The sequence below is a fragment of the Sphingopyxis sp. CCNWLW2 genome (assembly GCF_037095755.1).
GTDB lineage: Bacteria > Pseudomonadota > Alphaproteobacteria > Sphingomonadales > Sphingomonadaceae > Sphingopyxis.
In genome coordinates, this window is the sequence record NZ_JBAWKJ010000001.1 from 811,581 (window position 1) to 836,105 (window position 24,525).

18 protein-coding genes are annotated in these 24,525 nt (G+C 63.2%); 15 read left to right on the forward strand and 3 right to left on the reverse strand.

Translation table 11 applies throughout. The features are described from left to right. The first annotated feature begins 117 nt into the window (after positions 1-117). The 7 genes from V8J55_RS03800 (at position 118) to V8J55_RS03830 (ending at position 6,401) form a co-directional block, all read left to right on the forward strand. A complete protein-coding gene (locus V8J55_RS03800) occupies positions 118-1,077 on the forward strand; it encodes an AraC family transcriptional regulator (protein ID WP_336444420.1) in 960 nt (319 codons plus the stop codon). A 362-nt stretch (positions 1,078-1,439) separates the two neighbouring features. Continuing rightward, a complete protein-coding gene (locus V8J55_RS03805) occupies positions 1,440-2,342 on the forward strand; it encodes a LysR family transcriptional regulator (protein ID WP_336444421.1) in 903 nt (300 codons plus the stop codon). 132 nt (positions 2,343-2,474) lie between these two features. Further along, a complete protein-coding gene (locus V8J55_RS03810; RefSeq protein WP_192648813.1) occupies positions 2,475-3,284 on the forward strand; it encodes an SDR family NAD(P)-dependent oxidoreductase in 810 nt (269 codons plus the stop codon). 34 nt (positions 3,285-3,318) lie between these two features. Then, positions 3,319-4,668: an epoxide hydrolase family protein gene (locus V8J55_RS03815; RefSeq protein WP_336444423.1), complete on the forward strand. Its 1,350-nt coding sequence runs from the start codon at positions 3,319-3,321 to the stop codon at positions 4,666-4,668. A 36-nt stretch (positions 4,669-4,704) separates the two neighbouring features. Further along, on the forward strand, positions 4,705-5,121 hold the full coding sequence (locus tag V8J55_RS03820; RefSeq protein ID WP_192648811.1) for an organic hydroperoxide resistance protein: 417 nt from the start codon (positions 4,705-4,707) through the stop codon (positions 5,119-5,121). Positions 5,122-5,145: 24 nt separating this feature from the next. After that, positions 5,146-6,183, forward strand: coding sequence for an alpha/beta fold hydrolase (locus V8J55_RS03825; protein WP_336444424.1), 1,038 nt, complete (start codon positions 5,146-5,148; stop codon positions 6,181-6,183). 8 nt (positions 6,184-6,191) lie between these two features. Then, a complete protein-coding gene (locus V8J55_RS03830; RefSeq protein WP_225940932.1) occupies positions 6,192-6,401 on the forward strand; it encodes a DUF2798 domain-containing protein in 210 nt (69 codons plus the stop codon). Between the two features lie 260 nt (positions 6,402-6,661). Here V8J55_RS03830 and V8J55_RS03835 read toward each other — a convergent pair whose 3' ends face one another. Then, positions 6,662-12,613 carry an autotransporter domain-containing protein gene (locus tag V8J55_RS03835; RefSeq protein WP_336444425.1) on the reverse strand — a complete coding sequence of 1,984 codons (5,952 nt, stop codon included), beginning with the start codon at positions 12,611-12,613 and terminating at the stop codon, positions 6,662-6,664. Positions 12,614-13,528: 915 nt separating this feature from the next. Between V8J55_RS03835 and V8J55_RS03840 the strand changes: the two genes are divergently transcribed. Next, positions 13,529-15,214, forward strand: a complete 1,686-nt coding sequence (locus tag V8J55_RS03840; protein WP_336444426.1) for a sensor histidine kinase — start codon at positions 13,529-13,531, stop codon at positions 15,212-15,214. Here V8J55_RS03840 and V8J55_RS03845 read toward each other — a convergent pair. Next, positions 15,200-15,796, reverse strand: a complete 597-nt coding sequence (locus V8J55_RS03845) for a response regulator transcription factor (protein WP_197411472.1) — start codon at positions 15,794-15,796, stop codon at positions 15,200-15,202. The two genes, V8J55_RS03840 and V8J55_RS03845, sit on opposite strands and share 15 nt — an antisense overlap. 370 nt (positions 15,797-16,166) lie before the next feature. Between V8J55_RS03845 and V8J55_RS03850 the strand changes: the two genes are divergently transcribed. From V8J55_RS03850 to V8J55_RS03880, 7 genes are all read left to right on the forward strand, one after another. After that, positions 16,167-16,826, forward strand: a complete 660-nt coding sequence (locus V8J55_RS03850; RefSeq protein ID WP_336444427.1) for a hydrolase — start codon at positions 16,167-16,169, stop codon at positions 16,824-16,826. A gap of 70 nt (positions 16,827-16,896) precedes the next feature. Then, positions 16,897-17,733 carry an alpha/beta fold hydrolase gene (locus V8J55_RS03855; RefSeq protein WP_336444428.1) on the forward strand — a complete coding sequence of 279 codons (837 nt, stop codon included), beginning with the start codon at positions 16,897-16,899 and terminating at the stop codon, positions 17,731-17,733. A 23-nt stretch (positions 17,734-17,756) separates the two neighbouring features. Continuing rightward, the gene (locus V8J55_RS03860; RefSeq protein ID WP_336444429.1) at positions 17,757-18,005 is read left to right on the forward strand and encodes a XapX domain-containing protein; all 249 of its coding nucleotides are present in this window, start codon (positions 17,757-17,759) and stop codon (positions 18,003-18,005) included. Then, positions 18,002-19,933 carry an amidohydrolase gene (locus V8J55_RS03865; RefSeq protein WP_336444430.1) on the forward strand — a complete coding sequence of 644 codons (1,932 nt, stop codon included), beginning with the start codon at positions 18,002-18,004 and terminating at the stop codon, positions 19,931-19,933. Before V8J55_RS03860 ends, V8J55_RS03865 begins: the two co-directional genes overlap by 4 nt. Positions 19,934-19,936: 3 nt before the next feature. Next, a complete protein-coding gene (locus V8J55_RS03870; protein WP_336444431.1) occupies positions 19,937-20,347 on the forward strand; it encodes a DoxX family protein in 411 nt (136 codons plus the stop codon). Continuing rightward, a complete protein-coding gene (locus V8J55_RS03875; RefSeq protein WP_336444432.1) occupies positions 20,344-21,936 on the forward strand; it encodes an MFS transporter in 1,593 nt (530 codons plus the stop codon). The genes V8J55_RS03870 and V8J55_RS03875 overlap by 4 nt, the downstream gene beginning before the upstream one ends. A gap of 2 nt (positions 21,937-21,938) precedes the next feature. Further along, complete coding sequence (locus tag V8J55_RS03880) at positions 21,939-23,297, forward strand: alginate export family protein (protein WP_336444433.1); 1,359 nt, start codon at positions 21,939-21,941, stop codon at positions 23,295-23,297. A 3-nt stretch (positions 23,298-23,300) separates the two neighbouring features. On the opposite strand, the gene V8J55_RS03885 is transcribed toward V8J55_RS03880, so the two are convergent. Continuing rightward, positions 23,301-24,437, reverse strand: a complete 1,137-nt coding sequence (locus V8J55_RS03885; RefSeq protein WP_336444434.1) for an MFS transporter — start codon at positions 24,435-24,437, stop codon at positions 23,301-23,303. Between the last annotated feature and the right edge of the window lie 88 nt (positions 24,438-24,525).

A 24,525-nucleotide genomic window follows, 5' to 3' on the forward strand; every position in this document is an offset into this window, starting at 1 on the left:
CCCTTACCTGCCTGTTAAGCCAAGAATTTCAGAATGATCTCGTAAACCTTTGCCAAGCACCCGCTATCCGATATCGGAAGCTGATCGGTTAACCATGGCGGTAAGAGGAGTGACTCGGTGGTTGGAAAGCTGATCCAGTGCGAGTTTCTCGATATAGATCATTTCCGCGAGAAGTTGTCGGGCTGGGATACGCCGGCGATACAGATCGAGCCCGGCCAGATCCGCATCCAGCTTCGCAGCCTCAAACTCGGAGGCGTGGTTTTCTCCGATATCCGGGTTAATAGAAGGGTTATCGATCATTCGCGTCCCGAACCCGGTTGGCTGAAATGCGTCGTCAATTTTTCTCCTGCCATATTCTGCGGGATCGAGGTCGGGGCGGGGCACCTGACCCTCATGGCTCCGGGACGCGAATATCGAAGCATCCTCGACGGGAATTGGTATTCGATCGAGATCGCGGTTTCGTCGTCCGTTCTTGTCGAGCACGGATTGGAAGCGCCTCCGCACCTGCTTGCCGGCCCCGAACATGCTTCCATTCCCCTGCCGGTTGAATTGGTGGATATGTTCCGGCGCCTGACCGAGACGGCGTTCGGGAATGGCAGAAATTTCTCTGTCGATCATAGCTCGCTACGACAGGGCCTGCTGCGCGCCCTCGACAAGGCCTTCTGGGCAGCTTCGATTGGAAAATCTCCGATTATTCGTCGCCGGCGAGTGGAAGGATATGAGCTGACGCGGCGTATGATAAGATATGTCGAAAGCCGTTTCGGCCAACGGGTCACGGTGAGCGATGTTGCGCACGAACTCGGTATTACGCCACGTGCGCTCCATCTCGCCGTGCGATCGACGCTCGACATGAGTCCGCTCGATTTGGTTCTGTCATTTCGCCTCAACCAGGTGCGCAACGAATTGTGGTATGCGCGCCTTTCCGAACCGAGCGTGACCGCCGCAGCGCTCGCACAGGACTTTGGTCATCTTGGCCGGTTCTCTCAGCAGTATCGAACCTTCTTCGGCGAATTGCCCTCAGAAACCCTGCGCAGGACGAGGCTGCTAGACAAATCGAATAGCCCCGTCCCATCATAAGCTCATGCGGCGGTGGCGGCGGGACGGTGTCTCCTCGGACCGCGGGCAGCTGCAAGAGAGCGTGAGCCATCCATCGGGATTGTGGCGTAACGCGTCCCGCAGGCGGAAGGAGCATCTGGAAGCCGACCCATCATTAGACATTCCTCTCGCGCTGGCTGCTGGCATAGAGGTTGCTGCCGGACCTGGCCGCTTGCGGACTGGCGGCTTTGGGCGCGAAGTCGGCAAAAGCGGACATCGAGCAAGCCGCGCAGCTCAAGGGCGGACATATACGCGGGCGCGTATCAATTTGGCGCCGCGCATGAAGCTATGTTGATCTCCCGAAGTCGGCTATTCACCTCTGCTCGGGGCGGGAGAAGGAGCAAATGGATCGGCTGGACGCCATGCGGGTCATTCTGGCGGTCGTCGATGCCGGCAGCCTGTCAGCGGGTAGCCGCGCCCTTGGGTCTCCGTTGCCCAGCGTCAGTCGCAAGGTCGCTGAACTCGAGCGGTATCTTGGAACCAATCTGCTCGTCAGGACGAGCCGCAACATTCAGTTGACCGATGCGGGCCGCGACTATGTCGAGGCAGCACGACGTATCATTGCGGACTTGGAAGAAACCGAACGACGGGCCTCGGGAGAGTATCAGACGCCCCGCGGCGAGTTGTCGATCACCATGCCGATCGAGTTCGGCGTGCGGCACGTCATCCCGATCGCGCTCGCCTTCATCGAGGAATATCCCGAGGTCACCCTCAAACTCGTCACCTCCGACCGGCTGGTGCATATGGTCGATGAGCATGTCGATGTCGCGATCCGGCTCGGTCATCTACCGGACAGCGCGCTCTTTGCAGTCAAGGCGGGAGAATTTCGACTGATCACCTGCGCCAGCCCGGCCTATCTGGAACGGTGCGGGACACCGTCCGGCCCGCGCGACCTTCCTCAACATGACGGAATCCTGTTCGGACCGCTGCCGATGTTCTGGGGTTATCGCGTCGAAGACGAGGACGTGATGTGCTTGCCGCGCGCACGAGTGACGGTCAACAGCGCCGCTGGAAATCTCGCGGCCGCGCTCGGCGGCGTGGGGGTCGCGCGCCTCTTCGATTATCAGGTATCGGAGCATATCCGGTCGGGCACGCTGGTGCGGCTCTTTCCCGATGCCGATGGCGAGCTCCGTCCCGTCCATATCGTTTATCCGCGCCAAGGCCTGCTTCCGCTCAAGGTGCGCGCCTTCATCGACTGGGCCGCACCACGCCTTCGCGTCGCATGTACGGGACTCGACTGCGCCTGACCAACATGGCGGAAATGAGAGGCTTGCTCTCGGTTTCCCTTTCTACCGGCATTCTCCCAACCCTCTAAATCGTTCTGGTCGCCCCGATCACGTCGGTCGGTCGGCATCCCAACCTTCTTGAAAGGAAGAGCGATGAACGAAGTAAAGGGCACTGCGCTCATCACCGGCGCCTCCGCCGGTATCGGTGCGATCTATGCCGACCGTCTGGCCCGTCGTGGCTATGATCTGCTCCTGGTGGCGCGCAGCGCCGCCAATCTCGACAAGGTCTCGAAAGCAATCCGCGAAGCGACCGGCCGCAGCGTCGAAACGCTATCGGCCGATTTGTCCAATCCGGGCGAACTGCGGCTGATCGAGGCGCGCCTCATCAACGATCGCCGCATCACGATGCTCGTGAACAACGCCGGCATCGGCGCGCCCGTCCCGACGTGGCAGGCCGATGTCGACCAGATGGAGGCGATGATCGACATCAACGCCACCGCTCTCGCTCGGCTGACCTACGCCGTTGCGCAGCGATTTGCTGCAGTGGGTAGCGGTACGATCATCAACATCGCCTCGACGGTCGCTATCGCGCCGGAGTTTCTGCTCAACGGGGTCTATGGCGCGACAAAGGCATTCGTGGTTGCGCTGACGGCATCGCTGCAAGCCGAACTCGCCGACAAGGGCGTACGTGTCCAGGTCGTCCTGCCCGGCGCCACCGCGACCGAGTTCTGGGATCTGTCGGGTGTGCCGCTTTCCGGCGTTCCCGCGGAGATCGTGATGTCGGCCGATGCGATGGTCGATGCCGCTCTCGCCGGTCTCGATCTCGGTGAAACCGTCACGATCCCCGCCCTTCCGGACACGTCCGCCTGGGATGCTTTCGAAGCGGCACGGATCGCCATGCTCCCCAATCTGTCGCTGACCCATCCGGCCGACCGTTATCGGCCCGCCACCATAGGCGCCTGAGCGTCCCCCTTCATATCAAAACAGGAGAAATATCATGTCCCCCAAAAACTCAACGTCACTGCGCCGCTTGCTATCCGCAACAGCCCTTTCGGCAGCTGCGCTCGGCATGTCGCTTCAGGCCAGCCCGAGCTTCGCCAACACCGCCGGTTCGGCAACCCCGATCGCGGCCACGACCGCTGCAGTCGCCGCGGCACCACAGGATGAGTCCATCCGGCCGTTCCACGTGGCCATCCCTGAAGAAGCGCTGACCGACCTTCGTCGGCGGATCGCCGAGACGCGCTGGCCCGACCGCGAAAAGGTCTCGGATGCATCGCAGGGCGTGCAGCTCGACCGTCTCGAACCGCTCGTCCGATATTGGGGCACCGACTATGACTGGCGCAAGGGCGAAGCCCGTCTCAACGCCGTGCCCCAGTTCATTACGACGATCGACGGTGTCGACATTCAGTTCATCCACATCCGCTCGAAGCATAAAGGGGCGATGCCGCTGCTGATGACGCATGGCTGGCCCGGCTCGCCGTTCGAGCTGCTCAAAACCGTCGGGCCGCTGACCGATCCGACGGCCCATGGCGGCAAGGCGGAAGACGCCTTCGACCTGATCATGCCGACCTACCCGGGCTATGGTTTTTCGGGAAAGCCGAACGAGGCCTGGGATCCGGCGCGGGTGGCGCGTGCTTGGGACGTGCTGATGAAGCGCCTGGGGTACAAGAATTATGTATCGCAGGGCGGCGACTGGGGCGCGATCATTTCCCAGGTGTTGGCGGTTCAGGCCCCCGATGGCTTGCTGGGTATCCACACGAACATGCCCGGCACCGTGCCGCCCGACGTTCTCAAGCTCGTCCGTGCCAAACAGCCGGTTCCTGACAGCTACTCGCCCGAGGAGAAGATCGCCTATGCCGGACTCGAAACCTTCTACGGCAAAGGCTTCGGATATGCCGAGATGATGAACACGCGGCCGCAGACGCTCGGCTATGGTCTGTCGGACTCGCCGGTCGGTCTTGCCGCCTTCCTCTATGAAAAGATCGCGACCTGGACGCACAGCGGCGGCAATCCCGAAAGCGTGCTGACGCGCGACGAGATCCTCGACAACATCACCCTTTACTGGCTGACCAACACAGGAACCTCGTCATCGCGCAGCTATTGGGACGCAGCCCAAGGCCCCGGCGGTCCGTTCAATGCGATCGAGATTAGCAAGGTGCCGGTCGCAGTCACCGTCTTCCCCGGCGAAATCTATCGCGCGCCGCGCAGCTGGGGCGAGAAGAGCTTCAAGAAGCTGATCTACTGGAACGAGGTCGAGAAGGGCGGTCATTTCGCCGCCTGGGAACAGCCCGAGCTGTTCGCTGCCGAAATCCGCGCCGCTTTTCGTCCCCTGCGCGAGAGGAAGTGAACGAACGCCCCACCACCTCATCAAAGGAATATGATCATGAACAAGCCTGATAAAATTCTCTACACCGCCAAGACCCACACCACCGGAGGCCGCGATGGCAAGTCGGCAAGCTCGGACGGCAGGCTCGATGTGAAGCTGTCGAGCCCCGGCGGGCCGGGCAGCGGCACCAATCCCGAGCAATTGTTCGCCGCAGGTTGGTCCGCCTGCTTCGAAGGCGCCATGGGTCTCGCCGCCAAGAAGCTCGATGTAAAACTCCCCGCCGATCTTGCGATCGATGCCGAGGTCGATCTTGGAATGGCCGGCGATGCCTATCTGCTCCAGGCACGCCTCAATGTCAGCTTGCCTGGCGTCGAGCGCAAGGCGGCGCAGGCTATCGTCGATATGGCGCACCAGACCTGCCCTTATTCGAAAGCGACCCGCGGCAATATCGATGTCGAGATCAACCTCGTCTGATCCCGAAATGTAAGGAGACCTCCCATGCCATATCTGGACGCACATAATCGGCGAAACTTCCTCGGCTTCGCCATCGCCGCCACCGGAATGGCATGGGGGTCCAGCCGGGCACACATGCCGGCCCGGCCCTTTGCGGGCTCGACCGAATTCGGCCTAGTCAAGCAAATCCGGGCCGGCAAACTCGACATCGGCTTCGTCGAGCAGGGTCCAAAAGACGGGCCTCCGGTCCTCCTCTTGCACGGCTGGCCGTACGATATTCACAGTTATGACGGGGTCACCCCGCTGCTGGCCGCTTCCGGCTACCGCGTGATCGTCCCCTACTTGCGCGGTTTCGGCACGACGACTTTCCTGTCCCAGGATGAGGCTCGTAATGGCCAGCAATCCGCTTTTGCCGCAGATGCGATCGCGTTGCTCGACGCGCTCGGCATCGACAAGGCCATCGTCGCTGGCTGCGACTGGGGTGCCCGCACCGCGTGCATCGTTGCGGCGCTTTGGCCAGAGCGCTGCGCAGCGCTCGTCTCGGTGAGCGGTTATCTCATCGGCAGCCAGGAGGCCAACAGGATGCCGCTGCCGCCAGCGGCCGAACTTTCCTGGTGGTACCAATTTTATTTCGCCACCGAACGGGGTCGCGTCGGATACGAAGCTAATCGTGCCGAATTCGCAAAGTTGATCTGGCGGACGGCCTCGCCAACCTGGCAATTTGACGACGCCACATTCGCCCGGACGGCCCGCGCGCTCGACAATCCGGATCATGTCGCAATCGTCATCGACAATTATCGCTGGCGCTTGGGACTGAGCAAGGGCGAACCTGCCTATGATGCGCTGGAGGCAAGGCTAGCTAAGTTCCCGGCAATTACCGTACCGACAATCACGCTTGAGGGCGACGCTAACGGCGCCCCGCATCCCGAGCCGGCGGTCTACGCAAAGAGATTTTCCCGACCCTATGCGCACCGCAATATCAGCGGCGGTATCGGCCACAACTTGCCGCAGGAGGCTCCCAAAGCCTTTGCCCAGGCGGTGATTGACGTCGCGCCTGCCGATTTTCGGGGAGCCGGACAATGAGCCTTCAGATGAAACGCAAAATCGCGTTCGCCCTCCTGATGGGCATTGTGACGACCGGGATTATCTCCTTCTCACTCGTCGCGATCAACCTCGGCCTTTCTAGCGACTTTGTGGCGATCTGGTTGCGCTCCTGGGCAACAGCCTATGCGATCGTTATACCCGCGATCCTGCTGATAAGCCCTCGCCTGCAGGCGCAGGTCGACCGGCTTATCACCTGATTCAAGCTCGGTCTGCGACGGGCGAGGCGCGATCTCATCATTTCGGAAGAGCAGCATGAACGTTCAGTCGTCGCGGGCAATGAAATTGGCAGCGATTGGCCGTTTGCTGCCTGACCGCTTTCAAGCGAAGATCTGCGAAAGCAGCCGTTCGCAACTTGCTCCTGCGGCGCGACGAATAAAATGCGGCATTAATGGGGCCGAGACGACGTAAGTCGCCTCGGCCCCATACCGCGCGTTTCGCTCTTCTGACGGGTCGCTAATCAGAAGGCGATACGTGCGGTAACCCTTGCACCATGAGAGCTGCGGTCAGAGGCCAAGGTTCCGGTATAAGCGGCCCCGAGGCGGAACGAGCCTGTAGCATATTCAAATCCGGCTTCGACCTCTGCCGAGTTTTTCGGGATAGCCGTGCCCAGGATACCAAACGCCGGTCCGCCGGAGGTGAACCGCGAGACGACCGGCGCGCTGCGATCGTTAAGGGCGAGGTTCCAGGCGGCCGACACATAGGGCTGGAAGCCCAACTGACCGGCATTGAACTGCGCGCGCCCGCCCAAGCTGACGAAGGTGGTCTTCTGATCGCCCTTCGCGACGGTGAGCGCCGCGTTGCCGCCGGTTTCAGCGAAAGCATCACTACTGGTATCGACATGTGCCAGTCGAGCGAAGGGCGTGATCGCCGTCTTGCCGGTGACAATGTCATAACCGATCTCGCCAAAGATCTGCAGCGTATCAGCGTCACGGTTCGACGAAAGCGTTTGAGCCAGCGGCGCGCCGCTAATCGCGCGGGTCGTGTCAATGTCGTGCCAGGCATAGCTTACACCGATCGTACCCCGCAGACCGCCGTCGGCGCCATAAGTGGCGTGGGCAGCCAGATATTTGCTTTCGACATCCGCATGGTCGCTGCGCCCGCCGAAGCGGAAGTCCGATCCGCCAATACCCGCCGAAAGCGCTGCGGCGAAGCCGTTGCCGCCAAAACCGACGCCCGCGACCAATCCCTTGTGATCGGTGTCCATCGCGTAATTGCCGCGCGCTGCGTCAAACTCGCCCCAGCCACCAAAGGCCGAGCCCCACACGAACGCACCACCCTCTTCGGATGCTTTCATACCCATCAAGGCGTTGCGCAAATGACGGCTGTCGTCGGTCAGGCCGCTGATCGTGCTAGCCAGAATTTCGCCCGACAGGTCGCCGAAGCTCGCCTGTGCGGTCGCCGCATTCTGGACCAGCACCGCTTCGTACAGCGGATTGTCGACGCCAAGTGCCTGAACTGCGGCCGCCACGCTCGCTTGGTTGAAGCCGACCGCGATATCGGCGAAATCGATATCGTTGCGATAGAGCGACAGCGTCACCGAGTTGGCGCTGTAGCGCAGCAGCGGATCGAGGAAGGCGAGATCGGTCGTCACCGAACCGAACGTCCCGGTGATTCCCGCACCGCCTGTCAGAATGATATAGTCGGTGCGCGGGTTATAGTTGCCGTCCTCGGCTAGGACCGCAACGCTCGCCGTGCTGGCGATCGTCACGGCGCCCGTCGCGTCGAGGCGATCTGCGGCGCCCGCCGCGTTGACCTCGACTTCGTAGATCGAGCCGGGAGCAAAGGCGAGATCGCCGTTCACGGTGAGCTGGCCGATCGAGTTGCCCGGTGCGATCGTGCCGCCGCTGGCGACGGTCGTCGATCCCACGGCGCCGTTGCCGCCAAGGGTTCCGCCGCTGTTGACGGTCACCGGCGAGGCGATCGAACCATTGACCGCGAGCGTGCCGCCGTTAACCGACGTCGGGCCGGTATAGCTGCTGTTTCCGGTAAGGTTGAGCGTGCCGGCGCCCTCTTTTACCAGGCTGCCCGTGCCCGAGATATCGCCGCCGAAAGCAGTGTTGCCAGATTGATCGACGGTGAGCTGGCTGTCGCCGATCACGACGTTCGAACCCGCATCGCCTTCGAGGCCGCCGATCGTTTGGTCCTTGCCCGTGATGTCGAGCGTGCCGCCGTCGCCTAGGTCGAATTCGGTGCCCGGATCGATCGTGCCGCCGATGCGTACCGAGCCCCCAAGGATGTTCGTCACCCCCTGGAAGGCATAGTCACCCATGAAGGTCAGCGCGCCGTCGCCCATCTTGTCGAGGGTACCGCTGCCCGAGAAGGCGCCGAGGAAATCATAATCGTCCGAACGATTGAAGACGAAGCGCCCATCGTTGACGATATTGCCCGCAAAGCTGCCCTCGCTTCCGCCGGCGCCCAGCTCGAAGAAGCCGGCCCCTTCGGTCTTCACGTCACCCTGGAGCAGACCGGTCAGAACAAGGCCGCCATTGGAGATGATCGTTCCACCAGTGTGGGCGATGTTGGAGGTGTCGACGGTAAACACGGCGTCGCCGATCAGCTGCAACTGCCCCGTCCCATCGATCGTCAGGTCCGCGAGATCGGACACGACGTCGTCGGTGCCGAAGTTCAAGACAAGCAGGCCGTCAGTCCGAACCGACGGCGTCAGGATCGGCGACGAGGTATCGCCCGCGCCCAAGTCAATTTCATTGACCTGCAGCGACGCACCGCTGGCGATCGAAACGTTATCGAATGCGCCGACCATCCCTGCGGTCGACCAATAGCCTGCCGCAACGTCGAGCGTCTCAAACCCGGTCGCTTCGGTGAGTTGCTGCGCCTCGGTCAGTTCAAGGACGTCCCCATCGAGCGTCAGGCTGTCGTTACCGCCGCCTGCGTCCACTGCGCCGGACATCGCGCTGCCGGTTCGCAGGGTGACACGGTCGTCGAAGCTGCCGAGTTGGACCGCGATCCCGCTTGAACCGGTGATCGTCCCTGCGTTGTCGAGGATGACCGCGCCGCTGTCATCGCCCCAGACGCCCCGGCCGCCGCCCGTGATTGCCCCGGTGTTGACGAGCGTCGCTGTCCCGAAATTACCGAGAATGACGCCGTCTGTCGCACCAGTGATCGTGCCGCTATTGGTGATTTCGGCAGTATCGAGGAAGCCCGCGACCGCAGCGCCAAAGGTCCCGCTTCCGGTGATCGTGCCGCTATTGCTGATCGTGCCGGTCTGCGCGATTTCTTGCGAGACCTGCAGCCCTTCGACGACAGCGCCCGATGTTGCGCCAGTGATCGTTCCGCTATTGGTGATCGTTGCGGTATCGGTGACGAGGACGACCGCGCCATAGCCGTTGGAGCCCGTGATCGTCCCCGTATTGGTGAGCGTGCCGTCAAAGCCCGTTTCCTGGACAAGCCCTGCCCCGCGCTGGATAAGAACGCCGCCCGGCCCCTCACCGGTGACCTTGCCGGCGTTGTCGACCGCGCCGCCGGCCGACATGATGATCCCGAACCGCGTACCGCTGATGTCGCCGGTGGAACTGTTCGCAACGGTTCCGACATAGTTCGCCAGCGTCTGACCGTCATAGGGATAGATCGAGATGCCATCGGCCAGCACGCTGCCCTCGCCGCGGATGATGCCGCTGTTGCTCACGCTGCCGCCGCCAATCAGGCGCACGCCATCGTTCGATTCGCCTCGGATCGTGCCGCTGTTCGTCACCTGCGTGCCGACCGCGATGCCGACGATATCGCCGATCGCCTCGTCGAACTGATAGGCGGTCGTGATGCCGGCGCCCGCACCTGTGATCGTCCCGCTGTTGGTCACGCTCGACGACGCGGTGGTGATCGTGATGCCGGCGTCGGGCGCAGCGTCGAACCCGTCGTAACTGCCCTCGCCGCGGATCACACCGGCGTTGTTCACGGCAAGTGTGCCCGTCGCGAAGGAATAGATGCCCGACGTGCCGCCGGTGATCGTGCCCCCCTCGGCATTGGTAATCGTTACGTCCGCACGCGATCCCTGCGAGACGCCGGCGCCAAAATCGCTGCCGATCGTGCCGCTGTTCTCGAGCGTCGCGCTGGACATGTCGCTGCCGAAGCCAACCCCATAGCCGTCGCCGCCGCTGCCGCCGAGATTACCAGTGCCGCGAATGTCGCCTGTGTTCACGACCTTGGCGGTCAATCCACTGCGATCCTCGCTTGGATCTGTATTGAGGGCAGTCCCCTGGACATAGACGCCGCCATTAACGCCCTCGATTTCCCCGGCGTTCACGACCTCGCCGCCGCCCGACAGGATGATTGCGAACCGCTGGCCCTCGATGCGGCCATTCTCATCGTTGGTGACGTGGGCCGAATAATCTTCGTTCGACTGGTCGACATGCGCAAACATCGAGATGCCATCCGTGCCCTGCGCACCTGCATTGACACCCACGATAAAGCCGCTGTTGATCACGCTCCCGCCGCCGGCGAGGCGAATGCCGTCGTTATTGAGACCGATGATCTCGCCATTGTTGGTAATCGAGGTATTGATTGCGCGGCCCGTCCCATCCGCCATCGGCGTGGTGACGATCCCATATTGGCCGCCGATGATCCGACCGCTGTTGACGATCACCGCGTCCGCCGTCGTAATGACAATCGCATCCTGGGCGCCAGCGCTTATCAACCCCGCATTATTGAGAGCCAGCGAGCCTTCGTTGGAACGGATCGCGGTCCCATTGGCGACGATCTCGCCGTCGTCATGGTTGTTGATGGTGAGGGCGCCCGTCGACTGACCGATGATGGCGGCCGCTTGGCCGCTGATCAGACCCTCGTTTTCGATCACGGCACTGCTGAGCGCGCCTCCGGCAAGGACTCCCAAGAAACCCTGAACGGTGCCGCTGTTGTTGAGCGTGCCGATGCGACCAGTCTGGTCTGCGGTCGCGCCAAGGATGACGCCGAACGGGCTGACATTGGGATTGGCGGGATTGAAGGTCCCGGTGCTGCGAATGGTCCCTTCATTATCGATGGTCCCGCCACCCTGGACGACCACGCCGAACATTTGGCCTTCGATCAGGCCGCCCGGAGCATTGGTCACCGAGCCGATACCGGTGACATCAGTCGCGACAGACTGGGCGAATTCGGAAAGGGCGACACCGGTGCCCGACCCGTTATTGCCGTTCAGTCCGCGGATCACGCCGCTGTTGACCACCGATCCGCCGCCCGCGAGCGAAACGCCGCTGCCTGCGCGGCCTTCGATCGTGCCCGAATTCGTGACCGCAGTGTTGCGCGCGCGCGCCTGCGTCCCCTCGGCATTCTGAAACACGGCGGTCGTAATGCCCGACAGGGCGCCGACAATGCCCTGGCTATTGTTGATCACGGCGTCGGCGGTCGTGATGTTGATCGCATTCTGACCGGCGCTGAAGATGAAGCCCTTATTATCGACGGTCAGCGTGCCGGCGTTCGACGCGATCGCCGTCGCATTTGCAAGGATTTCGCCATTCTCGAAATTATTGACGGTCAGGTTGCCGGTGGACTGGCCGATGATGGCGATCGCGGTCGCACTGATCATTCCATCGTTGTTGATCGTCGCGCTTTCCAGCGCACCGCCAGCCAGAACCCCGAGAAACCCCGAAATGTTGCCGGTGTTCACCACCGTCGCGGCGCGGCCGGTCTGTTCGGTGGTTGCACCGAGAATGAGTCCGAACGGGCTGACGTTCGGGGTCGCGGGGTTCGGATTACCGGTGCTGCGGATCGTGCCCATATTGGTGACGGTGCCGCCGCCCTGCAGCACCGCGCCGAACATCTGACCTTCGATCACGCCGCCGTCATTGTTGGTGATCGAGCCCACGCCCGTGATGTTCCCGGCAGCCGCGCCGGGGAATTCCGAGATCGATACGCCGGTGCCGTTGATCATGCTCCCGGGCGCCCCGCTGGTCCCCGAGATCGTGCCACCGTTGGTGACGGTACCGCCGCCGACGAGGGCGACGCCCGACCCTGCTTCGCCGCGGATCACACCGCTGTTCGAAACCTGCGTGTTCGCAGCGAGCGGCTTCGGGGGCAGATCGTCGCCATTTACGTCTTCGCTGAAAAAATAGGATGTAACGACGCCGTTCGCCGCCCCGCTGATCTGGCCCGCATTGGTGACGATGGAATTCGGTTGCGCAATCACGATGCCGCCGCTCGGTCGGCTGTCGATACCGCCGACGTCAACGCCGTTGCCGCGAATGACACCGGCATTGCCGACCGTGACCGGACCATTGTCGGCATAAACCCCGATAAGTTCCCCCTCGATCGTCTCCCCTACATCGACCTCGAGCTCTAGCCGCTCGGGCTGGTCATTATGAACGCCGAACGCATTCTGCGCGGCTGCGGGCGCCATATGTCCGATTGCGAGGCCGACGATCGCGCTGGTAGCAAGCAGGCGAGATTTCGAGATGCGTGACATATTCTGGAGTCCCCCATTGACGTTGCAGGCAAGGCAAAGGGTTCACCAGAGAGCATTTGCGCTCTCCGGCTCATCCGCCCCGCCTCGAAAATTTGCGCCCCCAGCCGTTCGGGCAAAAATACCCATCGGCTTTGCGTGCGATGACTAGTGGCGTGGACGGCGGGACGTCTACCCAATGTTATTTAGGGTGAATTTGCGACGGACCGTTGCCGCGGTGCTTGCACCGAGGTGTCTGGCCGTTACGGGTGACAGATCACCGGGGGGTGGGTTGAACTTGTCTTGGGCGAACCTGTGCGTGCGCCCGTTGGACGCAGATAAGCGTTCGGTCCCCGCCCGGCGGCGGGGGTGATAATGAAGATCTTATACGCGATCCTTGGGTTCCTTTGCCTGCTGGCCGCTCAACCGGCGCGCGCAAACTCCGACAAATTGCCGCTGCTCGATCTCAGGGCGGGAGAAGATGCACCCGCACTCGCCTCGTTTGTTCGGTTCGCGAAGCGCCCCGGCGTCGCAAGGACTCCGCAACTGGAAGCCATTCTCGGCGGTCCGCTGCAGCATATAAAGGGATCGACGATCCACTTCGGCCCCCCGGGCACCCGGACCGTCGTCCTCCTCAACGTTCGCAATGCGAGCGACGCGCAGGGAAGCTGGATTCTGACCACCGGCCGCGGCTCGCTGAAGCACTTCCGTCTTTATGAAGCCGAAGGTCACGCGCTCAGGCTGATCGTCGATGCTACCGATCCGCAGGTCGCCCGCGAAAATCTCGGGACCTACCAGGCGTTCAGCTCCGAGCTTGTGCTTGCACCGCGGCAGGAAAAGCTGGTTGTCATCGAATTTGTTTCCGAAAATTCGACCTATATGCCGCTCCGCATCGAAACCTATGGCACCTTCTTCAAGGATCGGCGCGCCAACATATCGATGGTGTCGGGTGTCGTCGTCGGCGCGCTGACGCTACTGCTCCTCAATTTCCTCTTCTTCTCGATCACAGGCTTCAAGGAATTTCTCTGGCTGGCCGTCGCGGAAGCTTTTTTTGCGCTCAACACGGTCCATTCCGAGGGCTACATCACCATATTCTTCCTGTACGACAAGCCGCTGACCGGCGTCGCCGTGGAAGATTTCTTCAAATGCGGATTTGCGGCCGCGATGGCGCAGTTTTGCCGAAGCTTCGTGAAGACTGCGGACAACTTCCCTAGGAGCGACCTCACCCTGAAGGCGCTGATCCTTTTCGCCGTCGCCGTCATGCTGGTCCAGCCCGGCCTATCACTCTACCCCGCCGATGTTCGCTTTTTTCTCCACCTGTCCGGCTGGATCGTCGCGGTCGGGGTGGCGTTATTCCTGCCTTTTGTGGGCTATGCGGCGATGAAGCAGCTTGGGTCCCAGCTCTGGCCCCTCTTCGTCGGCTGGGCCAGCCTCGCGCTGTTCATTTTCTATGCCGCGATCGCGTCGATGGGCTTCTTTACCTGGTTGCCGATCAACTGGCACCTCTCCGGGCCCGTCGGGCTCTTCGAATCGATCATGGTAACGCTGGCGCTCGGACTGAACCTCAAGAAGATCCAACGGGAAAAGCTGGTAGCCGACGCCAATTATGCGCAGTCGCTTGGCGAACGCCTCGAAATCAGCGAACGGGCGACGCGCCTCGCTGAAGAAAAAGCCTATGCGCTCGAAACCGTACATAGTCAGAATGCGCTGCTTCATGCATCGGGCCACGACAGTCGGCAGGTTATCCTGGCGCTCAACAGCGCAGTCGCGGTTCTAAAGCGGCAGGAAACGCCGGGCGGCGACCCGGCGCTGATCGCGATGCTCGAAAGCTCCGCCGATTATCTGAACGAAATCGTGACGACGACCATTTCCGGCGCCAACATCGCCGCGGGCAATGCTGAATTCGTCGCACTCGGTGCCTTTCGCGGCCAGGCGTTGATCGAGCCGCTGACGATGATGTTCAAGACGCCCTTCGCGAACAAAAAGCTGACACTGGAGGTCAGCGTCGCGGACGACGTCATGATCATTTCGGACAAACCGCTCCTGATGCGCGCGCTCGCAAATCTGCTGAGCAATTGCTATCAATATACGCAGACTGGCGGCGCCCACATCGCCCTCGTGCTCGACGAGGGCCGTGCCATGATAAGCATCACCGACACCGGAAGCGGAATGCCTGCAGACATCATGGCCGCCTTGAACAGCGGAGGCAGGGCGCGCGTTCGAGGAAATGAAACGACAGAGGGAACCGGCTCCGGTTTCGGGTCGGCCAAGCGCATCATCGAAATGCTTCGGGGAACCCTCGAAATCTGTTCGTCGTCCAGCCACGGCACGGAAATCCGGATAGCCCTCCCCGCAGCCTCCACTGCCGTTACGCCGATCTCAACGGATGAATTGCAAGCGGGCTTATACGAATGGACGATTCTCGACTTCGACCAGCGCGAAGATTTCGAGTTGGGGCTGGCCGCATCGGACAGCGAAACAAAACCTGTCCTCGCTGTGACCTATGATGACAGCACAGTCACGCGCGGGCGGCTCGGCCAGCTTGTCACGATGGTGGCGATCAAACCCGTTTGCCGCGAACTGACGCACCATCCCCTTCTGTTGGCTGCGTCAGAGAAGGTTTAGCTCATTCGCGCGCTCGACGATCCTGCGGTTATGCGGGACGTCGAGTTTACGCCGCAGTTCCGCAATATGGAAAGATACGGTCGGGGGCGCGATCGCAAGACGGTAAGCGATCTCCTTGTTTGTCTCACCCTGTGCCAGATAGTGGAGGATCGCCATCTGCCGCGAGGACAGCGCAACGGGGGATTGCTGAAACTTGCCGAGCGCTTCTTCGATATGCGGCGAAATATAGACCTCGCCCGCCAGCGCTGCGTCGCAGGCGGCGACAATGTGATCGAGCGGGTCCGATTTGCTCACGACAGCACGCGCGCCCAGTTTGAGCGCCGAATGAATCTCGGCAAGGTTCGTTTCACCAGTCAGGATGATAACCGTCATGTCGCGCGACCCGACGATCTCGGCGAGAACATTTATACCCCGCACGTCGGGCAAGTTGAGATCGAGGATAACCAAATCGATCGGTTGCGACTGTACGAAAGCATTGACCATCGCGCCGCAATCGAGCGCGTCGACAACGACGAAGCGATCGAGCGAACCAAAAAGGAACCGCAGACCGCTTTGGGTGATACGGTGATCGTCGACGATCAAGACATTATGCTGTACCGTCATGCCCCACTCTCTCCTCCCCAGATGCTTCTCCGCAGATTATTCACCTGCCGCAACCCGAAATAATGCGGGGTGGTTGCAGGTCGGGCTCCGGGCGTGGAAAGGGGCGCATATCCATGACGGCCAAGCGCTCTTTCTGGGCGATACCGGGACCGGTACTGGCCGGTAGCGGCCGTTCCCCTTCTGGGAACCGAGTTTCGAAAAGCGGCCTTCGCGTACCGGGCACCATCTTTTCTATTTTATCGAACATTGATGCAAATTTTATCAGCCTGTTTCGCACAAACACTCCGGCGTAAACCGGCTTCATCCCGACCGGATCGGGAAGAAAGTTTAGCCAACAGGAGTGTCACCCATGTCGATCAAAGCCACCCCGACCCCCGCCAAGGCCCTGCTGAATCCCAGCAACCACGCGTTGGTTCTCATCGATTTCCAGTCGCAGATGGCCTTTGCCACCAAGTCGATCCCCGCCGAACTGCTGCGTAACAATGCCGCGCTCGTCGCCAATGGCGCCGCCGGCTTCGACGTCCCCACCATCCTGACCACGGTCGCCGAAAAAAGCTTTTCGGGCCCGATGTTCGACGAGATCACCGAAGCCTTCCCCGGCCAGAAGCTGCTCGACCGCACGAGCATGAACACCTGGGAAGACGCCGCAGTGATCGACGAGGTCAACCGCATCGGCAAGGAGCGGCTGGTGTTCGCCGGCCTCTGGACCTCGGTCTGCATCGTCGGCCCGGTGCTCTCGGCGCTCGAACAGGGCTATGAAGCTTATGTCATCACCGATGCCAGCGGCGACATTTCGACCGAAGCGCATGAGCGCGCCGTCGAACGCATGGTGCAGGCCGGCGCGAAGCCGATCACCTCGCTGCAATATCTGCTCGAACTGCAGCGCGACTGGGCACGCGCCGAAACCTATGACCTGACCACCGGCATCGCCCGCAAATGGGGCGGCGCCTATGGCCTTGGCATCACCTATGCCAAGACGATGTTCGGCGCGTCGGAAGGCGGCCACTAAGACCCTCGGGGGCCGGGTGCCCGCCCGGCCCTCTCTCCATCATCGATTTTCGAACCCGAAGGAATTCACCATGGCTTTTGTGACCACAAGCGACGGCACCGGCATCTTCTACAAGGATTGGGGTCCAAAGGACGCCCAGCCGATCATGTTTCACCATGGCTGGCCGCTCTCGTCCGACGACTGGGACGCGCAGATGCTCTTTTTCCTCGCAAACGGCTACCGCGTGGTCGCGCACGACCGCCGCGGCCACGGCCGGTCGGAACAGGTGAGTGAAGGCCATGACATGGCGCATTATGCCGCCGACGCCGCGGCGGTCGCCGACCATCTCGACCTGCGCAATGCGATTCACATCGGGCATTCGACCGGCGGCGGCGAGGTCGCGGCCTATGTCGCGCGCCACGGCATCCCCCAGGGCCGCGTCGCTAAGGCGGTGCTGGTCAGCGCGGTGCCGCCGATCATGCTCAAGACCGACCGTTACCCCGGCGGGCTTCCGATCGAGGTGTTCGACGGGCTGCGCGCCGGCCTCGCCGCCAACCGCGCCAGTTTCTTCCGCGACGTCGCGGCCGGCCCATTCTACGGCTTCAACCGCCCCGGCGCGAAGGTCAATGAAGCGGTGATCGACAACTGGTGGCGCCAGGGCATGATGGGCAGCGCCAAGGCACATTATGACGGCATCAAGGCCTTTTCGGAAACCGACCAGGCCGACGACCTCAAGGCGATCACCGTCCCGACGCTCGTGCTGCACGGCGACGACGACCAGGTCGTGCCTTACAAGAATGCCGGCATGCTGCAGGCCGAAATCCTGCCAAACGCGACGCTGAAAATCTATGAGGGCTTTTCGCACGGCATGCTGACGGTCAACGCCGACATCCTCAACGCCGACCTGCTCGCTTTCGTGCGCGGCTGAAGCAAAGACGGGAGGACGGACCGATGAAAATCTACCTGATCTCGCTGGGCGCCGGATTGCTCGCCGGTCTCGTCTACGGCCTCATCGGGGTCCGTTCTCCTGCCCCTCCGGTCGTCGCGCTCGTCGGCCTCGCCGGGATACTGCTAGGCGAACAGCTCGTGCCGGTCGCCAAGCGTCTCGCCGACCGCACCGAACTCGTTCGCTTCGTCCGCGAGGATTGCGCGCCGCACATTCTCGGCACCTCCGCCTCAGCCAAGGAGCATGACGCATGAATTCGATCACCCGCCGCCAGGCGCTTGCCGGCGCCGCCACCACCGCCCTTCTTACCGCTTCGGAGAGCTTTGCCATGACCCAGCCCGACCTCGTCATCGTCAACGCAAAGGTGACCACGCTCGACAAGGCCAATCCCGAGGCACAGGCGGTCGCGATCCGCAGCGGCAAATTCCTGAGCGTCGGCAGCGAACAGCAGGTCCGCGCCGCCGCCGGTCCGGACGCGACGGTCATCGACGCGAAGGGCCGCCGTCTTATCCCGGGGCTGATCGACAGCCACATCCACGTCATACGCGGCGGGCTCAACTATAATATGGAGCTGCGCTGGGACGGCGTACCGAGCCTCGCCGACGCGATGGCGATGCTGAAGAAGCAGGCGCAAAACACGCCGCCCCCGCAGTGGGTGCGCGTCGTTGGCGGCTTCACCGAGCATCAGTTCGCTGAAAAGCGCCTGCCGACGCTCGACGAGATCAACGCCGCCGCGCCCGATACGCCCGTCTTCATCCTCCACCTCTATGACCGCGCCTTGCTCAACGCCGCCGCGCTCCGCGCTGTCGGCTATACCAAGGACACGCCGAACCCGCCGGGCGGCGAGATCGTCCGCGACGCCGCCGGCAACCCGACCGGACTGTTGCTGGCGCAGCCCAATGCGACGATCCTCTATTCGACCCTCGCCAAAGGACCCAAGCTGCCCGAGGAGTATCAGCTCAATTCGACGAAGCATTTCATGCGCGAATTGAATTCGCTCGGCGTCACGAGCGTGATCGACGCCGGCGGCGGCTTCCAGAATTATCCCGACGATTATCAGATCATCGAAAAGCTGCACAAGGACGGCGAGATGACGCTGCGTATCGCGTACAATCTCTTCACGCAAAAGCCGAAGGAAGAGCTCAAGGACTTCGCGACCTGGTCCACCCAGGTGAAGCCCGGCGACGGCGACGACACCTATCGCCACAATGGCGCGGGCGAGATGCTCGTCTATTCCGCCGCCGATTTCGAGGATTTCCGCGTCGAGCGGCCCGACATGCCGGCGAATATGGAAAGCGACCTCGAGCCCGTCGTGCGCCTGCTCGCCGAACGCAAATGGCCGTGGCGGATGCATGCGACCTATGACCAGACGATCGCGCGCGCACTCGACGTGTTCGAGAAGGTCAACCGCGACATCCCGCTACAGGGCCTCAACTGGTTCTTCGATCATGCCGAGACGATCAGCAAGCGCAACATCGATCGTATCGCTGCATTAGGCGGCGGCATTGCGGTGCAGCACCGGATGGCGTTCCAGGGCGAATATTTCGTCGAACGCTATGGCGCCAAGGCCGCCGAGGCGACCCCGCCGATCAGGCGGATGATGGACGCCGGCCTGCCCGTCGGCGCGGGGACCGACGCGACGCGCGTCGCGAGCTACAATCCGTGGGTCTCGCTGTCGTGGCTCGTCACCGGCAAGACGCTCGGGGGCACGACGCTCTATCCCGTCCGCAACCGCCTCGACCGCGAAACTGCGCTGCGGCTGTGGACCGAAAAGAACACATGGTTCTCGAACGAGGTCGGCAAGAAGGGACAGATCAAGGCTGGCCAACTCGCCGATCTGGCGTTGCTGTCGGGCGATTATTTCGGCGTCGCGGAAAGCGAAATCGTGCATCTGCGTTCGGTGCTGACCATCCTCGGCGGCAAGGTCGTATATGGCGAGGGCGACTATGGCCCCCTCGCCCCCGCGCTGCCCAAGCTGATGCCCGACTGGTCGCCGGTCGCGACCTTCGGCGGCCATTATCGCCGGCCCGAAGGCGCGCAGAAGATGGCGGCCGCCTGCGGCTGCGCCTCGTCCTGCGCCGTCCACGGCCACGACCATGCCGCAGCGCTGGGCGCCAATGTCCCCGCCGCCGACGTCCAGAGCTTCTGGGGCGCCTTCGGCTGCGGCTGCTGGGCGGCCTGAACGATGAACACCCCTGCCCCTATCGCCCGCCTGCTCGGCAACAATGGTTTCTCGACCCTCGCCGCGGCCCTGCTCACTCTCCCCGATTGGACGAGCGGCGTCGCCAAGCTGTTCGACCTCGGCGGCGCGCTCGGCGAGGCGCGGCATTTCGGGCTGGAGCCCGCCGCGCTGGTCGTCCTGCTGACCATCGCGGTTCAGATCGGCGGCTCGCTCCTCGTCATCCTCGGCCGTCAGGCGTGGCTCGGCGCGGGCGCGCTCGGCGTGTTCACCGCCGCGGCGACGCTGGTCGCGCATCCCTTCTGGCAGGTCGCCGACCCGATGGCGCGCTTCCACGAACGCAACACTTTCCTCGAACATGTCGGGCTGATCGGCGGCCTGATTCTCGCGGCCATACTGCAGGAGCGCAAGGCATGACCGCGTCAACCGTTGGGACCGCCGCTGCAGAACGCCCGCTCGCCAGCCCGATGTTCCGCGCCCTGTGGATCGCGACGATCGTATCGAACGTCGGCACATGGATGCACGACGTCGGCGCGGGCTGGCTGATGACCTCGCTGTCGCCCGACCCGTTGATGGTCGCGCTGGTCCAGGCCGCGACGACCTTTCCGATGTTCGCGCTGGCGCTGCCCGCCGGTGCGCTCGCCGATATCGTCGACCGCCGCCGCCTGCTGATCGGTGCACAGCTTTTCGGCCTGATCGGCGCCGCCGGGCTGGCCGCGATCACGCTGGCGGGCCTGACAACCGCCTGGGTGCTGTTGGTCTTCACCGCACTGATCGCGGTCGGGGCCGCCTTTTCCGCCCCCGCCTTTCAGGCAATCGTGCCCGAACTGGTGCCGCCGAAGGCACTGCAACAGGCGGTCGCGCTCAACTCGCTGGGCGTCAACATCGCCCGCGCAATCGGCCCCGCGCTGGGCGGCGTCATCATCGCCGCGTCGGGTCCGGCCGCCGTCTTCGCGGTCAACGCGCTGTCGGTAATCGGCGTCATCATCGTGCTGGTCCGCTGGCGCCGGACCGCAACCGAACGCCATCTGCCCGCCGAGCATATGGTCGGCGCGATGCGCGCCGGGCTGCGCTATGCGATGCGCGCGCCCGAACTGCAGGTCGTGCTCATCCGCTCGGTGGGTTTCTTCCTCTTCGCCAGCGGGCTCTGGGCACTGCTGCCGATCATCGCGCGTCGCGACCTGGGACTGGGGCCGGCGGGCTATGGCGGCCTCCTGACCTTCATGGGGATCGGCGCGATTAGCGGCGCGATCCTGATGCCCCGTCTGCGCGGACGGATGAGCGCCAATATGATCACGCTCGCCGCGTCGATCCTGCTCGCCACAGCGATGGCGGCTCTTTCGCTGGCAAGCGGCTTCTGGACCGCATCCGCAGCCTTGTTCGCTGGCGGGCTCGCATGGATCGCGATGATGGCCTCGCTCAACGGCGGCGCGCAGGCGACCTCGCCCGGCTGGGTCAAGGCGCGCGCGCTCGCCATCTATCTGCTGGTCTTTCAGGGATCGATGGCCGGGGGATCGGCACTGTGGGGATCGGTCGCATCGCGCGTCGGTGTTACCTCGACGCTGCTCGCCGCCGCCGCGCTGCTCATCGTCGCCGCGATCGTCCTTGCATGGCGCTATCCGCTCGGCCGGGCGAGCACGCTCGACCTCGCCCCGTCGGCGCACTGGCCGGCCCCGCTGGTCGACGGCACGGTGGAGCATGACAGCGGGCCGGTGCTGGTGACGATCGAATATCGCATCGACCCCGCGAAGGTGCCCGACTTCTTTGCGGCAATGCAGGCGATGCGCCGCATCCGCCGCCGCGACGGCGCGATCCATTGGGGCGTCTATGAGGATACGTCGGTCCCCGGCACGGTGATTGAAAGCTTCACGGTCGAAAGCTGGCTCGAACATCTGCGTCAGCACGACCGCGTGACCAATGCGGATCGCGTGCAGCAGGAAGCGCTGCGCGCCTTCCAGACGGACGATAAGCCGCCGGTCGTGCGCCACTTCGTCACCCGCCGCTGACGATGCGTATCCTGGCCCTGCTTGCCACGCTGCTACCCCTCGCGGCGCAGGCGCAGGAGGTGGCGCAAACCAATTTGCGCTATGACGAGGATTGGTCGGTGCTGCGCGACGCGACACGCGAAGGATGGCGCCAGGCCAAATATATCCCACTCGCCAAGGACGGATCGGCCTATCTGACGCTGGGCGGCGAAGCGCGGGCGCGCTTTGAGGGGTTCGACGACAATCTCTGGGGCGATCAGCCGGCCCCCGACGACGGCTATCTGTGGCTGCGTGTCCTGCCGCACGCCGATCTGCACGCGGGTCCCGCGCGCGTCTTCGTGCAAGGCATCGCCGGCTATGCTCGCGGTGTCGGCGCGGGAAAGGGCCCCGCCGACGAAACGGGGATCGACCTGTTACAGGGCTTTGCCGATGTCCGCGTCCCGCTGGGCGGGTCCGACAGCCTGACGCTGCGCGGCGGGCGCGAACTCGTCGCGCTGGGGTCGGAGCGGCTCGTCGGCATTCGCTATGGTCCCAATATTCCGCAGGCATTCGACGGCGCGCGCGCGATCGCAGATATCGGCCCAGTGCGCGTCGACGCATTCCACCTGCGTCCCGTCGCGATCGGTGCCGGCGATTTCGACGACCGGACGTCGAAGACGCGGCGGCTCGACGGGCTTTATGCGACCGTCACGCCGGTCGACGGCATCGGGATCGACGCCTATTGGCTGGGATATACGAATGAAGGGGCGCGCTTCGGCGGCCGCACCGGACATGAGGCGCGCGACACATTCGGGCTGCGCTTCTTCGGCAAGCGCGGCGACCTCGGCTGGAACTGGGAGGCGATGCTCCAGCGCGGCCGATTTGACGACGACCGCATCCGGGCCTGGTCGCTCGCGACCGAAACTGCTTGGAGCTTTCCGCAGGTGCCGCTCAAACCGCGACTCCGCCTTCGCGCGAACATAGCCAGCGGAGACCGCGATGCCACGGACGAGCGCCTCGGCACCTTCAACGCCCTTTTCCCGAAGGGCAAATATTTCGGCGAACTGTCGCCGATCGGTCCGCGCAATATCGTGAACCTTCATCCCAGCATCGATTTTGATCTGGGCAAGGGCGTGACGGTCGAGCTGGTTGCAGCGCGCTTCTGGCGCGAAAGCCGCGGCGACGGCATCTACGACATCCCGGGCAGCCTCATCCGTGCCGCGGGAGGCAGCGACGCACGCCATATCGGCGACCAGATCGAGATTTCGGCGGGTTGGCAGTCCAGCGCGCTCCTGTCCTTCACCACCTCGCTCTCGGCCTTTCGTCCTGGTTCCTATATCCGCGACACCGGCCCAGCGTGCACGATCCATATGGTCGGCGCCGAGGCGACACTCAAACTGTGATCGTCATTTGCGCGGCCGAAACAGTTGTAGCGTGACAGCAAGAGCGGCGAAGCTCGCCCCCAGGCACACGACGGCCGACCATCCCCATGGCGCCCAGAGCTGGCTGGAGAGCGCCGATCCCGCCGCGCCGCCGAAGAACATGGTCCCCATGAACAGGGTGTTGAGCCGGGCCCGCGCTTCGGGGGCGAGACCATAGACGATATGCTGGTTGGAAATCAGCGCGGCCTGCACCGCGAGGTCGAGCAGCAACACCCCTGCTACCAATCCCGCGAGCGAAGTCCACAATCCGAACACCGCCCAGGACAGGAGCACCAGAATTGCACTGACGACGATCGTTTTATGCGGCCCCTTCCGATCGGCCAGATGGCCCGCCGCTGGGGCCGCCAGAATTCCTGCCGCGCCGACGATACCGAACAGACCCGCTGCATCCGCACCGAGGCCGAATTGCGGCTGCGCCAGTCTGAACGCGAGCACCGTCCAGAATGCACTGAAGCTCGCAAACAGGAGGGCTTGCGTAATCGCCGCCTTTCGAAGCGGCGGGTGATCGCGCCAGAGATCGGCCAAGGAGGCAATCGCGCCCCTATAATTGAGGTCCGACACGGGCTGGCTCTTCGGCAGACGTACCGCCATCCAGCCGCCAGCAGCGAGCGCGAGGGGAACTGCGAACCAGAACATGGCGCGCCAGCCACCATGGCTCGCGACCAGCCCGGCGACCGTCCGGCTCAGCAGAATACCGGACAGAAGCCCCGACATGGCGGTCCCCACCATTTTCCCGCGCTGCTCGGGCGAAGCGATATGGGCGGCGAAGGGGATGATCTGCTGCGCCACCGTCGAGGCGAAGCCGAGCGCCAGCGAAGCGGCGATCAGCCAGAGCGGACCGGGCGCGATCGCCGCTGCGGCAAGCGTAACGGCGAGCCCGGCGAATTGAACCAGAATCAACCGCCGACGCTCGACCAGATCCCCGAGCGGAACAAGGAGGAACAAGCCAAGCGCGTAGCCAAGCTGCGTCGCGGTGGGCACCAACCCGGTCAACCGATCGGGTATGTCGACCTCCATCAGGCCGAGCATGGGCTGGTTATAATAAATGTTGGCAACGGCGATGCCCGCCGCCACGGCCATGGAAAAGGCGAGGCCGCGCATCCGGGTGCCGCTAACGCCACTCGCTTCTGCCTCGGGAATAGTCTGTGTCATCGATTAGATCCTGCCGGGAATGTCCGCAGGATATGGA

Coding starts and splice junctions, on each gene's coding strand:
- V8J55_RS03820 (WP_192648811.1), top strand. CDS start 4,705: ATGAACAAGCCTGATAAAATTCTCTACACCGCCAAGACCCACACCACC.
- V8J55_RS03840 (WP_336444426.1), top strand. CDS start 13,529: ATGGTGTCGGGTGTCGTCGTCGGCGCGCTGACGCTACTGCTCCTCAAT.
- V8J55_RS03805 (WP_336444421.1), top strand. CDS start 1,440: ATGGATCGGCTGGACGCCATGCGGGTCATTCTGGCGGTCGTCGATGCC.
- V8J55_RS03855 (WP_336444428.1), top strand. CDS start 16,897: ATGGCTTTTGTGACCACAAGCGACGGCACCGGCATCTTCTACAAGGAT.
- V8J55_RS03850 (WP_336444427.1), top strand. CDS start 16,167: ATGTCGATCAAAGCCACCCCGACCCCCGCCAAGGCCCTGCTGAATCCC.
- V8J55_RS03830 (WP_225940932.1), top strand. CDS start 6,192: ATGAAACGCAAAATCGCGTTCGCCCTCCTGATGGGCATTGTGACGACC.
- V8J55_RS03880 (WP_336444433.1), top strand. CDS start 21,939: ATGCGTATCCTGGCCCTGCTTGCCACGCTGCTACCCCTCGCGGCGCAG.
- V8J55_RS03810 (WP_192648813.1), top strand. CDS start 2,475: ATGAACGAAGTAAAGGGCACTGCGCTCATCACCGGCGCCTCCGCCGGT.
- V8J55_RS03815 (WP_336444423.1), top strand. CDS start 3,319: ATGTCCCCCAAAAACTCAACGTCACTGCGCCGCTTGCTATCCGCAACA.
- V8J55_RS03870 (WP_336444431.1), top strand. CDS start 19,937: ATGAACACCCCTGCCCCTATCGCCCGCCTGCTCGGCAACAATGGTTTC.
- V8J55_RS03885 (WP_336444434.1), bottom strand. CDS start 24,437: ATGCGCGGCCTCGCCTTTTCCATGGCCGTGGCGGCGGGCATCGCCGTT.
- V8J55_RS03860 (WP_336444429.1), top strand. CDS start 17,757: ATGAAAATCTACCTGATCTCGCTGGGCGCCGGATTGCTCGCCGGTCTC.
- V8J55_RS03825 (WP_336444424.1), top strand. CDS start 5,146: ATGCCATATCTGGACGCACATAATCGGCGAAACTTCCTCGGCTTCGCC.
- V8J55_RS03835 (WP_336444425.1), bottom strand. CDS start 12,613: ATGTCACGCATCTCGAAATCTCGCCTGCTTGCTACCAGCGCGATCGTC.
- V8J55_RS03875 (WP_336444432.1), top strand. CDS start 20,344: ATGACCGCGTCAACCGTTGGGACCGCCGCTGCAGAACGCCCGCTCGCC.
- V8J55_RS03865 (WP_336444430.1), top strand. CDS start 18,002: ATGAATTCGATCACCCGCCGCCAGGCGCTTGCCGGCGCCGCCACCACC.